Annotated in this window: 16 protein-coding genes; 15 read left to right on the top strand and 1 reads right to left on the bottom strand. The window is 33.1% G+C overall.

Annotated features, from left to right (window positions below):
* From CELAL_RS16465 to CELAL_RS16445, 5 genes are all read left to right on the top strand, one after another.
* A complete protein-coding gene (locus CELAL_RS16465; protein WP_013552020.1) occupies window positions 1–1113 on the top strand; it encodes a hypothetical protein in 1113 nt (370 codons plus the stop codon).
* A complete protein-coding gene (locus tag CELAL_RS16460) occupies window positions 1110–1490 on the top strand; it encodes a hypothetical protein (RefSeq protein ID WP_013552019.1) in 381 nt (126 codons plus the stop codon). Before CELAL_RS16465 ends, CELAL_RS16460 begins: the two co-directional genes overlap by 4 nt.
* Window positions 1491–1725: 235 nt before the next feature.
* Window positions 1726–2079: a DUF4280 domain-containing protein gene (locus tag CELAL_RS16455; protein WP_013552018.1), complete on the top strand. Its 354-nt coding sequence runs from the start codon at window positions 1726–1728 to the stop codon at window positions 2077–2079.
* Window positions 2076–3830 carry a hypothetical protein gene (locus CELAL_RS16450; RefSeq protein WP_013552017.1) on the top strand — a complete coding sequence of 585 codons (1755 nt, stop codon included), beginning with the start codon at window positions 2076–2078 and terminating at the stop codon, window positions 3828–3830. The genes CELAL_RS16455 and CELAL_RS16450 overlap by 4 nt, the downstream gene beginning before the upstream one ends.
* Window positions 3827–4756 (top strand): hypothetical protein, encoded by a 930-nt coding sequence (locus CELAL_RS16445; RefSeq protein WP_013552016.1) that lies wholly within the window; start codon window positions 3827–3829, stop codon window positions 4754–4756. Before CELAL_RS16450 ends, CELAL_RS16445 begins: the two co-directional genes overlap by 4 nt.
* 96 nt (window positions 4757–4852) lie before the next feature.
* Here the strand turns inward: CELAL_RS16445 and ltrA are convergent, their stop codons facing one another.
* On the bottom strand, window positions 4853–6163 hold the full coding sequence (ltrA, locus tag CELAL_RS16440) for a group II intron reverse transcriptase/maturase (RefSeq protein WP_013552015.1): 1311 nt from the start codon (window positions 6161–6163) through the stop codon (window positions 4853–4855).
* 651 nt (window positions 6164–6814) lie between these two features.
* Between ltrA and CELAL_RS22790 the strand changes: the two genes are divergently transcribed.
* The 10 genes from CELAL_RS22790 to CELAL_RS16390 all read left to right on the top strand — a co-directional run bounded on the left by CELAL_RS22790 (window position 6815) and on the right by CELAL_RS16390 (window position 16349).
* Window positions 6815–7642, top strand: a complete 828-nt coding sequence (locus CELAL_RS22790) for a PAAR domain-containing protein (protein WP_013552014.1) — start codon at window positions 6815–6817, stop codon at window positions 7640–7642.
* Between the two features lie 3 nt (window positions 7643–7645).
* Window positions 7646–8554: a hypothetical protein gene (locus CELAL_RS16430; RefSeq protein WP_013552013.1), complete on the top strand. Its 909-nt coding sequence runs from the start codon at window positions 7646–7648 to the stop codon at window positions 8552–8554.
* A gap of 178 nt (window positions 8555–8732) precedes the next feature.
* On the top strand, window positions 8733–9185 hold the full coding sequence (locus CELAL_RS16425; protein ID WP_148229699.1) for a hypothetical protein: 453 nt from the start codon (window positions 8733–8735) through the stop codon (window positions 9183–9185).
* A gap of 257 nt (window positions 9186–9442) precedes the next feature.
* Window positions 9443–10552, top strand: a complete 1110-nt coding sequence (locus tag CELAL_RS16420; RefSeq protein ID WP_013552004.1) for a hypothetical protein — start codon at window positions 9443–9445, stop codon at window positions 10550–10552.
* Window positions 10553–10796: 244 nt separating this feature from the next.
* Window positions 10797–11150, top strand: a complete 354-nt coding sequence (locus CELAL_RS16415) for a DUF4280 domain-containing protein (RefSeq protein ID WP_013552011.1) — start codon at window positions 10797–10799, stop codon at window positions 11148–11150.
* Window positions 11147–12910 carry a hypothetical protein gene (locus CELAL_RS16410; protein ID WP_013552010.1) on the top strand — a complete coding sequence of 588 codons (1764 nt, stop codon included), beginning with the start codon at window positions 11147–11149 and terminating at the stop codon, window positions 12908–12910. Before CELAL_RS16415 ends, CELAL_RS16410 begins: the two co-directional genes overlap by 4 nt.
* Before the next feature lie 83 nt (window positions 12911–12993).
* On the top strand, window positions 12994–13824 hold the full coding sequence (locus CELAL_RS16405; RefSeq protein ID WP_013552009.1) for a hypothetical protein: 831 nt from the start codon (window positions 12994–12996) through the stop codon (window positions 13822–13824).
* Window positions 13825–14052: 228 nt separating this feature from the next.
* A complete protein-coding gene (locus CELAL_RS16400) occupies window positions 14053–14523 on the top strand; it encodes a hypothetical protein (protein WP_013552007.1) in 471 nt (156 codons plus the stop codon).
* A 206-nt stretch (window positions 14524–14729) separates the two neighbouring features.
* Entirely contained in the window at window positions 14730–15620 is an 891-nt protein-coding gene (locus CELAL_RS16395) for a carboxypeptidase-like regulatory domain-containing protein (protein ID WP_013552006.1), read from the top strand.
* Between the two features lie 180 nt (window positions 15621–15800).
* Window positions 15801–16349, top strand: a complete 549-nt coding sequence (locus tag CELAL_RS16390) for a DMP19 family protein (RefSeq protein ID WP_013552005.1) — start codon at window positions 15801–15803, stop codon at window positions 16347–16349.
* Window positions 16350–16520: the final 171 nt, after the last annotated feature.

The raw sequence follows: 16520 nt of genomic DNA, 5'->3' as shown, positions 1-16520 counted from the left end.
ATGCCATTTTTTATACCATTAGGAATACCAGACTTCAACGGGAAAAAAGAAAGAGATTTTTTTCAGTTTACTTATAATATAGAAGATAATGATGCTATTGAATTATTAATACAAATACGTGACGGAAAGAACGTTATATACGAAGAAACTATTTCAAATGTTTCAAAACTAACACAAGGAGAACATATTTGGCAATGGGATGGTTTTGATAACAATGGTATTTTAGATACTGCAAAACTAACCCAAGCAAAAAGTTTAAACTTTTATGCTACAGGAAAAGACACTGATGGAAACATAGACAGAAGTTCTACCGATTTTGAAGCCAATTATGATAAAGTAGAATGGGTAGATGTTAAGATAGATAAAACTGCTTCAAGAATTGATGTTACTCTACGTGTAAACTTAAAAGATGGTGGAGAAAAAGGAACTGATAAAGAATGTTATGAATTAGGTAAATCACGTAATGCACCAATTGTTAAAATTTGTCCTTGGGATAAAATACCTGAAAAGGAAATAAAAAAATATGGTAAAACCCCAATTATGTCTAGAGTTAAAAGTTTTGAAATATTAAAAGAAATGGCCTTAGACGGAATTAATACTCATTGGAGTAGAAGATATACAAATACTTTTGGAACAATAATTAGTGATAAAAATTGGGAAATAATTGTGAATGCTATACAAGATGAAAACGGAATGAAAACACCAGAAATAGAATATATAACTAATGGAAAACCAGGTAGGTCAAGAAACTGGGAGTTTTCAAGAATACTCTACTATAACATAGGTTATTTAGATTTTTCTGATTGGTATAACATTAAATCGGACTGGAGATGGCGGAATGAGTCATTTGCTGTACCTATATTTCAAGAAACTTCAGCACACGAGATAGGTCACGAGATTTTATTAGCTTACGGTGGGCATTCATATTCGAAAAAACACAAAGGAACATCAACACTTTTACAATCAGAAAATGGAGGATTAAAATATCCAAAAGATGAAATTGATTTAATGAAATACTATGATGAAGAATACGTTGCTGATTTTAATAAAGTTGTAGCGTCTGAAAAAGATGTATTAAGTTTATTATGGTTAACTAAATTAGAGTTAAAATGAGACTTTTTATATTAATCATATTATTAACAATGTCGTCTTGTAAGAAAGATTTTATATTAAGAGCAAATCTTGAAGGAAAGGTTTTTAATCATTCAACTAAAAAACCAATTAATAACGCTAAGGTCCTTTTTATCGATTGTTTAAATAGTGATTGTAATGGAGAAATTCCAACTTTCACTAACGAACAAGGGGATTTTTATATAAAAAAAGAAATTAAAAAATACTTTCTTATTAAACCTAATAAATATTCTAGACCTTACTATTCTTACACTTTAGTTATTAGTAAAAAAGGTTATATCTCTGATACAATAGATATTAGGAATTATAATATAAAATCGAATACGATAATTTTAGATGTTATTGAATTAAAAAAATAACGTTGCCTAACAAAGTATATAGCTCATAGCGAGGTCGCAGTTTAATCGAAGTGTAGGTCTATTTGCTAGGTCGGCAAATTTTTAAATTTGACGATTTACAAGAAAAAGATAAATAGTAAAATTTAAAAATCTGCCTTATTGTTCATCCGAAAGTAATTGTGTATTTTGTTCGCTACGAGCCATATACCGAACGTTCTACACAATTAAAAAAAAACTCGAACGAAAAAAAAAGATTATGGGAGTACTAATACAACCAGAGGACGGCGGAACTTTTGAATATATAAAGGATGGCGCAACAATGATTTGCGACAAAGGAAGTGCGCCTTGCCAAATAAAGGCAACTAAAAAAGTATTGACACACAACGGTGTTTATTCTTGTTCCACCATTGACAAAAACCCAATTGTAAACACCATTGATTTTGCGGTTTGCTCAATTACCCAAAAACCATGCAAAGGCTGTATCTCACTTTTGGAATGGGTTGATTTTAAAAAAGACGTATCCATTGAAGGGAAAAACGCACTAATTGACAAAACATTCATAAATTGTGCAATGGGTGGCAAAGTCCAATTTTTAAATTCGGGGCAATGAGCGATAGAAATTCAAATTTTTGGTCAAACCTTTTTGGCAGTTCAGATGAAAACGCTGAACCTGCCATAAATAGGGAAGAACTCAACGGTGTGAATTTGGAAAACTACATAACCGACCTAAAGGATAAACTCAAATCACTCTGGAAGGAAGAAAATCACATCAGAGATAACAACATCACGGAAAAAAAACAAGTTAAACTTGACCGCCATAAAAAACTAATGGACAATACCCTTGAACTTGAAGCTTCCAGAAAGCAACAAGGGTCAGATTCATCAAAAAAAATAATAACAGGCGTAAAAACGTATGGACAAGCTGCTGCACCAAAAGCAATTTTGGTACTTACCAAAGTGGCATTTGACACAAAATACGATATTTGTAGCGACGACGTGGCAGATTTCAGCGATTACAAAAAATTCTACATCCTTGAAGATGGCGGCAACTATTACCATTGGCTATACAAACGGACAAACCCCGATGATTACAGCACAATAAAACCCGAACCAATTCCAATCACATTTTCAAGCACCGATAAAATAAAGCTTACGGCAACCCTAAAAGTTACCACTACCGACCCATTTACCAAACCGCCCGAAATAAGGATAACGGACAAGGACAGTAAATATACTTTCGGTATTGAAAAAGGAAAGACAAGTGGCGAATTTGAGGTAAGCTTTAAAAGTGATAACAAACCGTATGAAGATACCGTACAACATATCCCGAATTTTGAACTGATTTTTGAATATTCAGAGGACGGTCGCGCTTGGACAAAAGCAGGGTCTTGCATAAACACACTCTATCTTACCTGGAAAGAACCCAAATATAGCTCATATAGAATAGAAAGTAGCCAAAAAGAGACGTTGAAAATCAAAGCATCTTTTAATAGCAAGGAAAACATACAAGAAACTTTACTGAGTATTGGTTGCAAACAGGCAAAAGGTCTGGGCAACGCCACAAAAAAAACAGAGGATAACGCAGAGCAAATACTGGATGCTATTTTTAAGGAATTTGAACCCTTAAAAATCACGAGAACAAGAGAGGGAACGGCTTATTTGGACAAAGATTTAAGTAGCGAAGGTTTGGGCTATTGGAGAAAAGCCAGTTCTCTTACGGGAAGTTTTACAAGAGGCTTGCGAACGTTGTTACGTGATGGCGAGGCACGTTGTGGCGAGTTTACTTCTTTCTTTATTCATATTGCTCTTTCTCAAGGTATAGAAGCTAACAAATTTGCATTTACCTCTGCCGTTGGTGCAGGTCTAATTCCTGCTTTAATACCACCAAAATATATAAATTCCATTTTTTTGGTAAAAACGTGGACAATAAAAGACCCGAAAGCCCCGATTGAGAATCCACCAACAGGCAATAAGGCACAAGGCAACGACAAACCAATGCACTTTTTTTGGGATCACGTTTTTGCAACTTTTGACAAAGGCACAGAGCAAAAGTACTACGACCCATCGTATGGGGCAAAGGGCAGTAAATTTTTTACAAAACCAAAAGAATTGCTCAACACCTATTCATCCAATTCCCTAACGGGTGTACTTTTCGCAAAAGAAGATATAATGGGCGAGCCTTTTTTTGATGCACGACATTCAGGCGCATATCTTGACTTACAGACTGCTGGCGGTGGTAAAATTCCATTTTTGTATAAAACTATCAGCCTTGATATGGAAAAATATTTAGCATTTAACTTATATAAAACCACCACCGATTTACCATATTTTACAGACACCGCTATAATCACGGAATTATGATACAGAAACTATTATTAGTAACATTACTGTTTATTAGTTTAAGCAGTTGTAAAGCGCAAACAACACATAAAACAGCAACAACAATGGAATCATACTCAAAAAAGCTCGATAATCTGGAAGTGAAAATGTTTGTTGAAACCAACATTAAAGACAGAAAAACCTCTTGGGACATCTATGTTTACAACAGCAAAAAAGACAGCGTTTTAATCGACCATTTTGAATATCCAAGAATATACGAGAAAGAACAGGAATATATCTCTGGAGATATAAGAAAACACATAATTATCGGGGATGTTATTTTGGAGCATAAAACAATATACCTTATGCTATACAAACACGGTAAAACATACTTAAATACGTATGAATTTACAGATGATAAAAAATTCATCAAAAACGAATATTTCGCTGCTAAATTAGCAACTGGAACATATTTAAATTTTGGGCATCCATTTTATGATGCAGAAATTAAGATTTTTCCAGAAGATGAAATTTATATAAAATTTGACGGAGGTACAGAAGTATTCTCGGGAAATGGAAGCATTACTTTATTAAAATTCGATAATCTTAAAAAGAAACTTACAAAAGTTATTTTTAACAAATCTTCTAAAATAGTTGTAAAAGATAATGATAAGCTATTTGAAACTTTGAATATAAATAATAAAGAAAAAATTGGTATTGAAATCAAGAAAATTCTGTTTGAAAGTAAATTAATGAAAAAAGAAGATAATTTTAACTATGTAGATTATATTTATGATAGGAGCGTTAAAATAGATTTAGAGCAAATCAACAAAATTAAAGGGGGAATAATTTATTTTTTCTACCAAATAAATAAAATGGAAGGCATCAAAATAATTCGTTACGATAACTATGAAAATGAATGGCTTATAGGCAACTACAAGGAAGAACGGATAAAGTCGGAAGAATAACTGTGTAGAATCGAGTGGATGGCTCCGCCATCAAATGACGGAGTGCACCCCTCACACCACCGTACGTACGGGTCTCGTATACGGCGGTTCGTTATATCAGAACTTTACAACGTGGTAGTACGTTAGCATACTTTCATAACCTCTTTTTCTTAAGCGCTTTTCAGTAATAGTAGTTCTGAGTATAGGGCTTTGGGCTACTGCCCAGCCTCCCATTCTTGTTCTACTCCAAGCATACGCTTGTCCCTGTTTTATGCCTAAGCCAATAAGATTCTTGCGCTTACGCTCTGGTTTCTTCCAATCGTGCCATATGCAGTAGCGTAGTCGGTTACGTAACCATTCATCCAGCTTTTTAAGTTTGGTCTCTATATTTCCCAATCGGAAATTGTTCAACCACCCTCTATAGATGAGTTTTAAGCGTTGTAGCCTTTCTGCTAATGAAAATGGTAGCGTTTTCTTGGTAAGGTACCTGAGCTTGCGTTTGAGTGTTTGCCAAGCCGATTCACTTACTATTAACTGATACTTCCCCTTTACGCCTTTCTTATAGACTGGCGTAAACCTATAACCCAACACCTTGAACGTAGAGGGTCTACGAATACCACTCTTTGCTCGGTTTACAGGTAAATCCAGTTTCTCCTTTAAAAACAGATAAACCTCATTCCCTATCGCTCGTGCCGCTGCTTTTGATTTTGTGTAAATACTGAAATCATCAGCATAGCGAATGAACCTGAACTCTCGTACTTTTAGATGTTTGTCCAATTGGTCTAACATGATGTTAGACAATAACGGACTTAATGGGCTGCCTTGTGGTAATCCTTTTCTGCGCTTACACAGTTGCCCATTCTTTAAAATAGGCGCTCGTAACCATTTGCGGATTAACCATAAGGTGGTCGGACATTTAACCTTGTTATAAATAAGCTGAAGTAGTTTATAGTGTTGGACTTCATCAAAGAAACTTTTAAGGTCGATATCTACTAAGTCTTGGTAGCCATCATTGATGTACTCTTGACTTTTTAATACTGCCTGTTGAAGGTTCTTCCTTGGGCGGAAACCGTAACTTTCTGATTCGAAATCGAGTTCGAAATGAATCACTAGTTGTTGGCTTACCGCTTGTTGAAGCCATCTATCTACTACCGTTGGTACTCCCAGTAATCTGGTCTTACCATTCGCCTTGGGTATCGCTACCCCTTTGATAGCTTGTGACCTGTAGCTTTTGGAAATAAGTTGGTGTACCACTTTTGAGCGGTGGGCATCTATAAATGCCTTTAGCTCTTGTACAGTCATTCCATCTATTCCTGCTGAACCTTTATTGCCGACCACCTTTTTACAGGCGTCACTCAAGTTTCTAGCTGCTACTACTTTTGCTATCATTTCGTACTGTTCTTGTCCTTCTAGGTATAGGCTATCCAATTAACGGATTCCTATACGAATCTAGACGTGATTTAACGTTCAGTCCTTCCTTACTCATGAGACCTCTAGGGTTTTTCCCTAGCTCGTTTCCTGTAAGTACTATGACCTCGGCTGACTTCTCTACTATACCAACTCGTGATTATAGAGATCTCCCCAGGTAAAAACATCTTCCCTGCCTGCCGGCAGGCAGGTTTCACTCCATCCCTGCCGTATCTACATACTTACCTTTTTGTAATCTTGGGGCGTTACAATGATGTGCTTGCTTACCCAGATGAATATGCCTCTGTATACGGTTCCTGTTCGTCAGTACCGAGTTTTGTAGTCTCGCTTTCTTCAGATGTAACTTCGCAGTTACCACCCTTGCGACTTACTAATGCTTCCAGACGTTACTCCAGCGCATAAGGGACTTACACCCTCTAAATAAATCCTTATATTGCTATAAGGTAAAGATGCCCATACTGGGCACACACAACGTGTATAATTAATGGCTTGTTCTCGCTTACTTACGAAAATCCTCGCGGATTTTCTATTCGGTTTTTATTTACTAAATTAGTTACTTAAACACGCCACTAATCATACACAAGACCGTTCTAAGCAATTGCTCACTCAAACGGCTGAGCATAACGAAAACTAAAAAAAAGAAAAAGAATTATGGCAGGAAAACCAGCGGCAACGGTAGGGAGTAACCATACATGTCCAATGTGTAGTGGCACAACACCACACGTAGGCGGACCAATAACCCAAGGCTCTCCAAATGTTTTTATAAATGGTAAGCCTGCTGCTCGAATGGGAGATATGTGTACTTGCGTTGGCCCTCCCGATGTAATTGCTCAAGGTAATCCAACAGTTTTAATCAATGGAGTTCCAATTGCAACAGTAGGTAGTATGACTGCACACGGTGGGATTATTATATCAGGAGAAAGCAATGTAATCATTGGTAGTAATACCCCAAAACCTCTAACAGTTACAATGCCAATAACAGATATACCATTTCCAAAAATTAATATTATAGACAAAGTATTATCATCTAAATACATTAAGGAGGCAACTGCTAATCAAGAAAAATTAAAAGCAGAAGCTTATAATGATAATGATGATATTTCGATTTCTAGCAGAGTGGCTATTAAGCAACTTATAGACTACTGCAAAGACAATGAATCGAAAGTTTTTATAAATCAATTTAAGCTAGTTTATGGTAATAAAATTGATGAAGAATCATTTAAAATCTTACAAGAAAAAGGACGAAATAATAAAATTAAACAACCTTTAATAAAAACGACCAAAGGATATGTGCAAAATGAAGTATATTATAGTTTTAAAGAAGGAAAACATATTATTCAAGTAACTGAAAGAATAATAAAAGCATCTAAAGAAAGTGAGGCGCAACACGACAAATTAATGCTAAATTTGGCTAATGCCTTTCACGATTACATCGAGTACATTATTAAACATGAATGTCAGCCAACACAAAATACTTAAAAGATGAAAAAGAAATTAGTAGATATATTTCTCAAAAAATCAGAAATGACAGCCACTGCATCAGTAAATGGAGAAACGCATGACTTATCTATGTCTATTGGTGGAGATAACTCTCATGAAGAACCAATGAAACCTTTCAAAGAGCAACAATATTATTATTTTTGTCATGTTATTGACAAAGTAGTTAATGGAGAAAAGTATGCTTTGACAGTTGTTTCTAAATTTGATATGAAACGCTACTTTGAATTTCTTAATCCAAGGGATAATGACACTATGTATAGATTAGTGGATATTAGCTCAGTTGGTTTAGATGGTAATGGAACTATAATTTGTGGTTGGCATAATAGGTTAACTATAGATGAAGTAAAAATGATAGGTGGTGGGATTATAGACGATGCCTTAAATACTAGAATATATTTTGAACATAAAACAAAAAGCGATGAAACCTATAACGCAAAGCCTCAAAATTTAGATAATATTATATGTGATAATCTTTTAGTTTGCGAAAAAAATGTAACTATCGATTTAGGTTCTGATTTTTCTGAACATATTAATGAAATTGCGAAATTCACAAGAGAAAAAGATACAACTTACCCTTTTGCTAGAATTAATGAGAAAATTGCAAAATTTGATAACTCAAGAACCGCAATTGGAATACTTTCTAATTTTATTCCTGTAAGCAAAACATATAAATTAGCCACGACAACAATAAATTTTATAGCTGAAGTAATAGGAGGGTCAAGTTTAGTATTACCGGCTACAGACTTGTATGATCTTAGGGGGCCAGTGAAAATATCAGCTGTCACAACTGATATTTATGAAAGTGATATTGGTCAAAATAGTAAACGCTACTATTATAAAAAAGAAAAACAAAGCAATAAAAAGTCAGATAATGTTAAAATTTATTATTAAAAGCTGTTTTATAATACTATTTGTCACTTCGTGTAATTCAACAAAAACCGAAGTAAGTCTTTTAGTAACAAGTAAATATTTAAAAAATATAGATTCTATAAAAATGCAAACCCCTCATAGAGTCCTAAATGCTGGCCACGGCTATAGACTATCAAATTTACCCACGAAATTGAGAGATATGCGAGATAGCCAAACCAAACAATATGATGCTTGGGATGAAATAGTTAAAAATTACAAAGTCGAAAGTACGGTTAATATTGATACTATTAATAAATCAGTGATTAGAATTAGTAGAGGTATGACAAAATGGCTTTTTAAAGAAGGTAAAAGATTAGAAAAACAAATAAATGTTAGTGACTTTAAAAAATTATTGATTGACGAAGGAATAAAGTTAAACGATTTCAAAATTCTAGCCGAAAAAGAGATTGAGTATGACGGAGGAATAAAGAATACTTTTTTAGAGTTATGGTATAAAGGGACTGTAAATGAAATTATTATTCGTGGAAAAGGGACTATTAGCATTCACACCTATTTAATATCACAAATCCCCTATTGGGAATCTCAAGGGCATCAATTTTCAACAACTACTTCTGAAACCATTGAAAAATATGCTCACAAAAGAGACAATTAGAAAAACAACAAGAACATATTTGTTGCAAAAACAACTGCTTAGAACAACGTATATAAAAAATAGCGCAAGTCGTAGCTAACACAAAGGTTCGGGCATTTTTAGGAAGTCGCCAAATTTTTAAATTTGACGATTTCCCAAAAATAAAATAAATAGCAAAATTTAAAAATTCGGCTTTTGTTTCATCCGAAAAGTTATCGCTTATTTTCTGCGCTACTTTTCATATACAAATCCGTTGGCAATAATGCAAAAAAAATAGAATGACAACATTTCAAGTTACATTTCACTACATAAACAATGAAAGGAAAATTGAAATTCTTGAAAAATCCTTTTTGGATATAAAGAACCAACTTGACTTATATGAGAAACAACACTTAAATACCATCAATTCTTATTTAAAAAATAAGCAAGAAGAGTTAAAATCACTGAATACAAGATATATAACAGTAGAGAAAGAAGCTCAAAAAAGATATGATGAAACTCTTGGAGCAGAAAACCCTGAAGACCAAAATAATATAAGTTATGCGATACATATTTCAGGAATAGATTATTTATCAGAAAATAAAATTGAGGAAACTGAAGAAATAGGAGAAAAATACTCTGACTTTTTGGACCTTTTTAGTAAGTCTACATTAATTGCTCTCTATTCTTTAAATGAAAATTTTTTGAACAAAATTTGCGATATATCTTCCCAAACATTTAATCAAAAAATCAAAATCTCGCATTTCAACTCAAGGGATTATTTAAAAGCATCATTTAACTACTTAGAGCTTGTAATTGACATTCCAAAAGAACCATTTAAGAGTTATATTTCAAAATTAAAAGAAATTCAATTAATAAGAAATAAAATAATACACGCTGGGTCTCAAATTACCGATGATTCAATTCTAAAAATAGTAAAAAAACACTCAGATAGTTTTGATTATAATGAACGAAATCAATTTGTAAAAATAAAAAGCTCAAAATTCGTTAAGGATTTTTTCAAGTTACTTAAAAATGTTTATGAAGAACTATTATGGCTTCTAGAAGAAAGACAAAAAAATGAAACCTTAAAAAATATACTAGAAAATTGGTTTGGATTAATTGAAGGAAAAATTATTGTAACAGAAATTGACTCAAAAAAAACATCGAATAAAATACGAACAATTGATTTTAAAATAAAATCGGACAACAAAAATATTCCTGAATTAAATGGAAAATTAACTTTGACTCATTCAAATGAATATAATCTTGAGTTTATTGACCAAACAGAAAATGATTTAATTAAAGGGTTTTTAGAAGCTGATAAAGGTGGTATATATTTAAAAAAGGGATTCAAAACATTTATGTCTTTTAATGAAAAAAATGATATTCGCTTATTAATGTATTGAAAAACACTATTGCCAACAAGGTATAAAAAACATAGGGCATTTGTGCTAACTCCAAAGTTCTGTGTTTATTTACAAAGTCCGCTAAATATAAAATTTGGCGTTTATAGAAGAAAAGATAAAAGCAAAATATTTATATTTAGCTAAGTAATAAACCGAAACGAAAGTGCCTATCAACTGCCCTACGTTCCTTATACTAAACGTTCTACACAATTAAAAAAAAAACTCGAACGAAAAAAAAAAGATTATGGGAGTACTAATACAACCAGAGGACGGCGGAACTTTTGAATATATAAAGGATGGCGCAACAATGATTTGCGACAAAGGAAGTGCGCCTTGCCAAATAAAGGCAACTAAAAAAGTATTGACACACAACGGTGTCTATTCTTGTTCCACCATTGACAAAAACCCAATTGTAAACACCATTGATTTTGCGGTTTGCTCAATTACCCAAAAACCGTGCAAAGGCTGTATCTCACTTTTGGAATGGGTTGATTTTAAAAAAGACGTATTCATTGAAGGGAAAAACGCACTAATTGACAAAACATTCATAAATTGTGCAATGGGTGGCAAAGTCCAATTTTTAAATTCGGGGCAATGAGCGATAGAAATTCAAGTTTTTGGACAAACCTATTTGGCAGCTCCGATGAAAACGCTGAACCATCCATAAACAGGGAAGAACTCAGCGGTGTGGATTTAGAAAACTATATCACCGACCTAAAGGCTAAACTCAAATCACTCTGGACGGAAGAAAACCAAATCAGAGAGAACGAAATCCAAGAAAAAAAGAGGGTAAAACTTGACCGTCACAAAAAACTAATGGACAATACCCTTGAACTTGAAGCTTCCAAAAAGCAACAAGGGTCAGATTCATCAAAAAAAATAATTACAGGCGTAAAAACGTATGGGCAAGCTGCTGCACCCAAAGCTATTTTGGTGCTTACCAAAGTTGCCTTTGACACAACATACGATATTTGTAGCGATGACGTGGCGGATTTCAGCGACTACAAAAAATTCTACATCCTTGAAGATGTTGGTAAATATTACCATTGGCTATATAAACGAACAAATCCAGATGATTATAGCACGATAAAGCCTGAACCCATTCCCATTACATTTTCAAGCACCGACAAAATAAAACTTACGGCAACCTTAAAGGTAACATCGAGCGACCCATTTACCAAACCGCCCGAAATTAGGATAACCGACAAGGACAATAAATACACCTTTGGCATTGAAAAGGGAAAGAAAAGTGGCGAGTTTGAGGTAACCTTTAAAAGTAACAACAAACCCTATAACGATACCATACAACATATCCAAAATTTTGAACTTGTCTTTGAATACTCGGAAGATGGGAGTAATTGGGTAAAAGCAGGTTCTTGTATAAATACACTTTACGTTACTTGGAAAGAGCCTCTATACGGTACTTTTAAGGGTAATTCCCCATCAATTGAAGATATTGATTTAAAAATAGAAGCCACATTTAATAAAGGAAAAGAAAATATTACTGAAACTTTACTTTCAATTGGTTGCAAGCAAGCCAAAGGATTAGGTAATACCACCAAAAAAACAGCAGACAACCAAGAACAAATACTTGATGCTATTTTTAAGGAGTTTGAACCAAAAAAAATTACGAGAACGAGAGAGGGAACAGTTTATTTGGACAAAGATTTGAGTAGCCAAGGTTTGGGATATTGGCGTAATGCAAGTTCATTAACTGGAAGTTTTACAAGAGGCTTACGAACGCTTTTACGTGATGGCGAGGCACGTTGTGGAGAGTTTACTTCTTTGTTCATTTACGTTGCACTTTCACAAGGCATAGAAGCAAATCAATTCGCCTTTACTTCTGCAGTTGGTGCGGGTCTTGTACCGGCACCAATACCTCCTAAATTCATAAATTCCATTTTTTTGGTAAAAACGTGGACAATAAAAGACCCGAAAGCCCCGATTGAGAATCCACCAACAGGAAATAAGGCACAGGGCAACGACAAACCAATGCACTTTTTTTGGGACCACGTTTTTGCAACTTTTGACAAAGGCACAGAGCAAAAGTACTACGACCCATCGTATGGGGCAAAGGGCAGTAAATTTTTTGCAAAACCGAAAGAATTGCTCAACATATATTCATCCAATTCACTAACGGGTGTGGTTTTCGCAAAAAAAGATGCACTTGGCGAGCCTTTTCTTGATGCAAGGCATTCGGGTGTATATCTTGACATACAAACTGCATCTGGAGGAAAGACACCTTTTTTGTATAAAACAATGACCGTAGATATGGAAAAGTATTTAGCCTTTAAGCTTTATAAAACCACAAGCGAGTTGCATTATTTTGAAGATAACACCATAACCATAGAACTATGATACGAAGACTATTTTTTTTAATCATAACGCTCATCAGTCTATCTAACTGCAAAGCGCAAATAACAGATAAAACAATCAATACAATGGAAGCATACACAAAAAAAATCGATAATTTGGAAATAAAAATGCTTGTTGATACAAATCTAAAAGAACAGAAAACCTTTTGGAATATATACGTTTACAATAGCAAAAAAGACAGTGTGTTAATCGACCATTTTGAATACTCCAAAATATACGAGAAAGAACAAGAATATATCTCTGGAGATATAAGAAAACATATAATTATTGGCGATGTTATTTTGGAGCATAAAACAATATACCTTATGCTATATAAACACGGCAAAACATATTTAAACACCTATGAATTTACGGATGATAAAAAATTCATAAAAAATGAGTACTTTGGAGGTTCTATACGTTCTGGCTCGTATGTGAACTATGGTCATCCATTATATTTAGCAGAGATTAAGCCCATTACAGAAAATGAACTTTTCATATATTTAGCTGGTGGAACTGAAATGTCTTCGGGAGTGCTTCCAATGCAAAAGTTTAATAATTTATCAAAAAAACTTACCAGAATTATTTTTAATGAAAATTCTACAAAAAAAATTGAAAATAACGAAAAGCTATTTGAGACATTGGTTCTTGAGCAAAATAAAGAAAAAATTGGTACTCTAATCAAAAAGATTTTGATAGAAAATAACCATCTTAAAATTAATGATAACTTTAAATATTTAGGGTTTTTAGATAGAAGTAACTTAAAAAAAACTAGGGTCAGAAGTAAAGGTTTAATTTATTTCTTTTTTCAAGAAAAATCTATTAATTCGAATATTAAAATTATTAAATATAACATTAGTAAAAGCGAATGGTTAATAGCGGATTTCAAGGAAGAACGGATAAAGTCGGAGGAATAACTGTGTAGAATACCGTATAAAAATAATAGGGCAATTGCCGCTTAAACCAATGATAAAAGTACTTTTGCAAGGTCGCCAAATTTTTAAATTTGGCTTATTAAACAAAAAAGATAATAAGAAAAATTTAAAAATTCGGCTTGTGTTTAACCGAATTGTAGTCGCTTTTTTCCGCCCTACTATTCTTATACAAGACCGTTGTACCACATTTAAGAAAAGCTTGTAACCTGAATGAAAATCTTTCCAACTAAAATACATTTGGTTACATTAACAGAAGATAGTTCGATAGCAATATCTGAATTACAAAAGAAAACGCTGTCGGAAAAGCAATTCGTTTCTGACTGGGATAAGCAAGTTTTTATCGGAAAAATAAATGATTCAGAATTTGAAGTTAAGTTATCCAAAAAAGTTTACGGAGCTTTCTGTGTGATAAAAGGTAAACTTGAAAATAAAAATGGGGTTTTGAAAATTGGAATAAACAAGAACTTTAAAACAGTTTTATTTGGACTCTTCCTACTCCCAATTATTGGATTTATAATTTCGTTAATAATAAACGGATTTGGAAACTCAAAAGAATTAATATTTCCGACAATAATGTTTCCAATCGCATTACGTTTTGTTTTTATCGAATTTGGATTTCGGATTATTTCCGAAAATGGACTAAATAAGCTGAGTAAAATAATTGGCGTTGAAAAAAAATAAAACGTGGTACAACACAACCTATACGTAATGCGGGCTTTAAAGCTTAAACGGCAAGGTTTGTGTATATTTATAAGGTCGCTAAATCTTATGGATTTAGCTTTGAAACAAAAAAATAAAACTAAACAATAAGCTTTAGCTTCGTGCATAGACGGAAAGTAAAAGTTTCCTTGCCTCCGCACTACGCATAGCTGCAACGTTACCACAATATGAAAAAAGCACTTTTAATAACATTTTTTTTAATTTCAAACATTTGTTTTGGTCAATTAAAATCAGTAATCATTGACAGCGAAACGAAAGGAAAAATACCTTATGTAAATATTTGGGTGGAAAATGAAAACATTGGAACAACATCGAACGAAAATGGAGAATTTGAATTAGAAATTGATGGAAATAAAATAGTTCTATTTTCTGCAATCGGGTTTGAGACGAGGAAAATATCATCTGATTCAATAAAAAATACTGTAAAATTAAAACCTTTAATAACTGAATTAGAAGAAATAGTAATCAGTTCTAAAAAATTAACTCAAGAATTGACAATTGGTGAATTTAAAAAATCTAAAATCAATAACTACTTTGGTTGCGGAATAAAACCTTGGATTACTGCTCGATATTTTGAATATAAAGATGACTATGAAAAAACATCCTTTCTAAAAACAATACGAGTTTTAACAAAAAGCGACGTAAAAAACTCAAAGTTTAATATTAGACTTTATGGTGTAAGGGAAAATGGAGAACCTAAAAATTATATTTATAACCAAAACATAATTGGAATTGCAAAGAAAGGAAAGAAAACGACTGAAATTGACGTTTCAAAATTAAATATTGAATTTCCCAAAAGTGGTTTTTTTATTGCTATTGAGTGGTTTATAATAGAAGAAAATAAGTACGAATATAAATATACAATGGAAGGTTCAAGAAAAAAATTAGAAGGAATTTCTTACGAACCTGCAATAGGAACAATTCCTGCAGAAACTGATGAAAATAGTTGGATATTTAACCAAGGAAAATGGAGAAAAGTTTGGAAAAACAATGGAGGAATTAAAAAATATAACGGAAAGTATAGTTTAATGGCAATTGAATTAACACTTTCGAATTAAAAATACTGTGGGCAACACCGTATATAATTTATTGCTGGCTTCTTGCCTACTTACGAAAGTCCTCGCGGACTTTCTTGGTCGGTAATTATTTACTAAATTAGTTGCTTGAAACACGCAACAAACCATATACAACAACGTTGTAGGTAAGCTATAAAAAACGTCAAGAAAAAAATTAAAACTATGGAAAAGGAATCATTTAGTGCACTTTCTTGGATGACAGAAGAAATGAAAGATGCAATACGTGATCGAGAAAAAATTGTGCAAGAGGAAAATATTGAAAAACTATTTTCATTACGAGATAATTCCGATTTTTCAATAGCATTATATGAAATTCTAGTAAATAGACACGATAAAAATCCAAATTCACTTAACCAAATTCAACTGAATCTATTTCTGAGTATGCATATGGAAAATGCAGGTCAAGCAGATAGTATTTTAAGTTTTTTACAAGAAAGATTTCCAGAACATAAAGAACAAATAGTAAAATCACTAAATGAAATTGGGGCGATAAAATCTTCAAAAATCATAAAACAAGCGATTGAATTACTTCCAGAAAATGATAGTTGGTTTTTCGATAGTTCAGACGAAAATTCCGAAAGAATAATGATGAAATTGGACAGTGAATTTTCTAATTATCCAGATGGTCCAATGGAGGATTTATATTTTAAATACGCAGAAAAGCACAAAAATAAACTGGAAAAACCTACCTACAAGAACACCTATAAGTAATGCGGGCTTTGGTGTTTAATTCAAAGGTTTGTGTATATTTATGTGTCCGCAAAATCTTTAGGATTTTGTTCTGATGAAAAAAATTTAAAACAAAACAAAAAGCTTTTGCTACGTGCTCAGACGGAAACCAAAAGGTTTCCTTGCCTTCGCACTACTCATAGCTAAACCGTT

The sequence above is a fragment of the Cellulophaga algicola DSM 14237 genome (assembly GCF_000186265.1).
GTDB lineage: Bacteria > Bacteroidota > Bacteroidia > Flavobacteriales > Flavobacteriaceae > Cellulophaga > Cellulophaga algicola.
The sequence above is the reverse complement of the archived record's forward strand: the minus strand, read 5'-3'. Positions and strand labels throughout refer to the sequence as shown.

Excerpts from the sequence above, each read along its gene's own strand:
- CELAL_RS16465 (WP_013552020.1), top strand. The coding sequence starts at position 1 with ATGCCATTTTTTATACCATTAGGAATACCAGACTTCAACGGGAAAAAA.
- CELAL_RS16460 (WP_013552019.1), top strand. The coding sequence starts at position 1,110 with ATGAGACTTTTTATATTAATCATATTATTAACAATGTCGTCTTGTAAG.
- CELAL_RS16455 (WP_013552018.1), top strand. The coding sequence starts at position 1,726 with ATGGGAGTACTAATACAACCAGAGGACGGCGGAACTTTTGAATATATA.
- CELAL_RS16450 (WP_013552017.1), top strand. The coding sequence starts at position 2,076 with ATGAGCGATAGAAATTCAAATTTTTGGTCAAACCTTTTTGGCAGTTCA.
- CELAL_RS16445 (WP_013552016.1), top strand. The coding sequence starts at position 3,827 with ATGATACAGAAACTATTATTAGTAACATTACTGTTTATTAGTTTAAGC.
- CELAL_RS22790 (WP_013552014.1), top strand. The coding sequence starts at position 6,815 with ATGGCAGGAAAACCAGCGGCAACGGTAGGGAGTAACCATACATGTCCA.
- CELAL_RS16430 (WP_013552013.1), top strand. The coding sequence starts at position 7,646 with ATGAAAAAGAAATTAGTAGATATATTTCTCAAAAAATCAGAAATGACA.
- CELAL_RS16425 (WP_148229699.1), top strand. The coding sequence starts at position 8,733 with ATGCGAGATAGCCAAACCAAACAATATGATGCTTGGGATGAAATAGTT.
- CELAL_RS16420 (WP_013552004.1), top strand. The coding sequence starts at position 9,443 with ATGACAACATTTCAAGTTACATTTCACTACATAAACAATGAAAGGAAA.
- CELAL_RS16415 (WP_013552011.1), top strand. The coding sequence starts at position 10,797 with ATGGGAGTACTAATACAACCAGAGGACGGCGGAACTTTTGAATATATA.
- CELAL_RS16410 (WP_013552010.1), top strand. The coding sequence starts at position 11,147 with ATGAGCGATAGAAATTCAAGTTTTTGGACAAACCTATTTGGCAGCTCC.
- CELAL_RS16405 (WP_013552009.1), top strand. The coding sequence starts at position 12,994 with ATGGAAGCATACACAAAAAAAATCGATAATTTGGAAATAAAAATGCTT.
- CELAL_RS16400 (WP_013552007.1), top strand. The coding sequence starts at position 14,053 with ATGAAAATCTTTCCAACTAAAATACATTTGGTTACATTAACAGAAGAT.
- CELAL_RS16395 (WP_013552006.1), top strand. The coding sequence starts at position 14,730 with ATGAAAAAAGCACTTTTAATAACATTTTTTTTAATTTCAAACATTTGT.
- CELAL_RS16390 (WP_013552005.1), top strand. The coding sequence starts at position 15,801 with ATGGAAAAGGAATCATTTAGTGCACTTTCTTGGATGACAGAAGAAATG.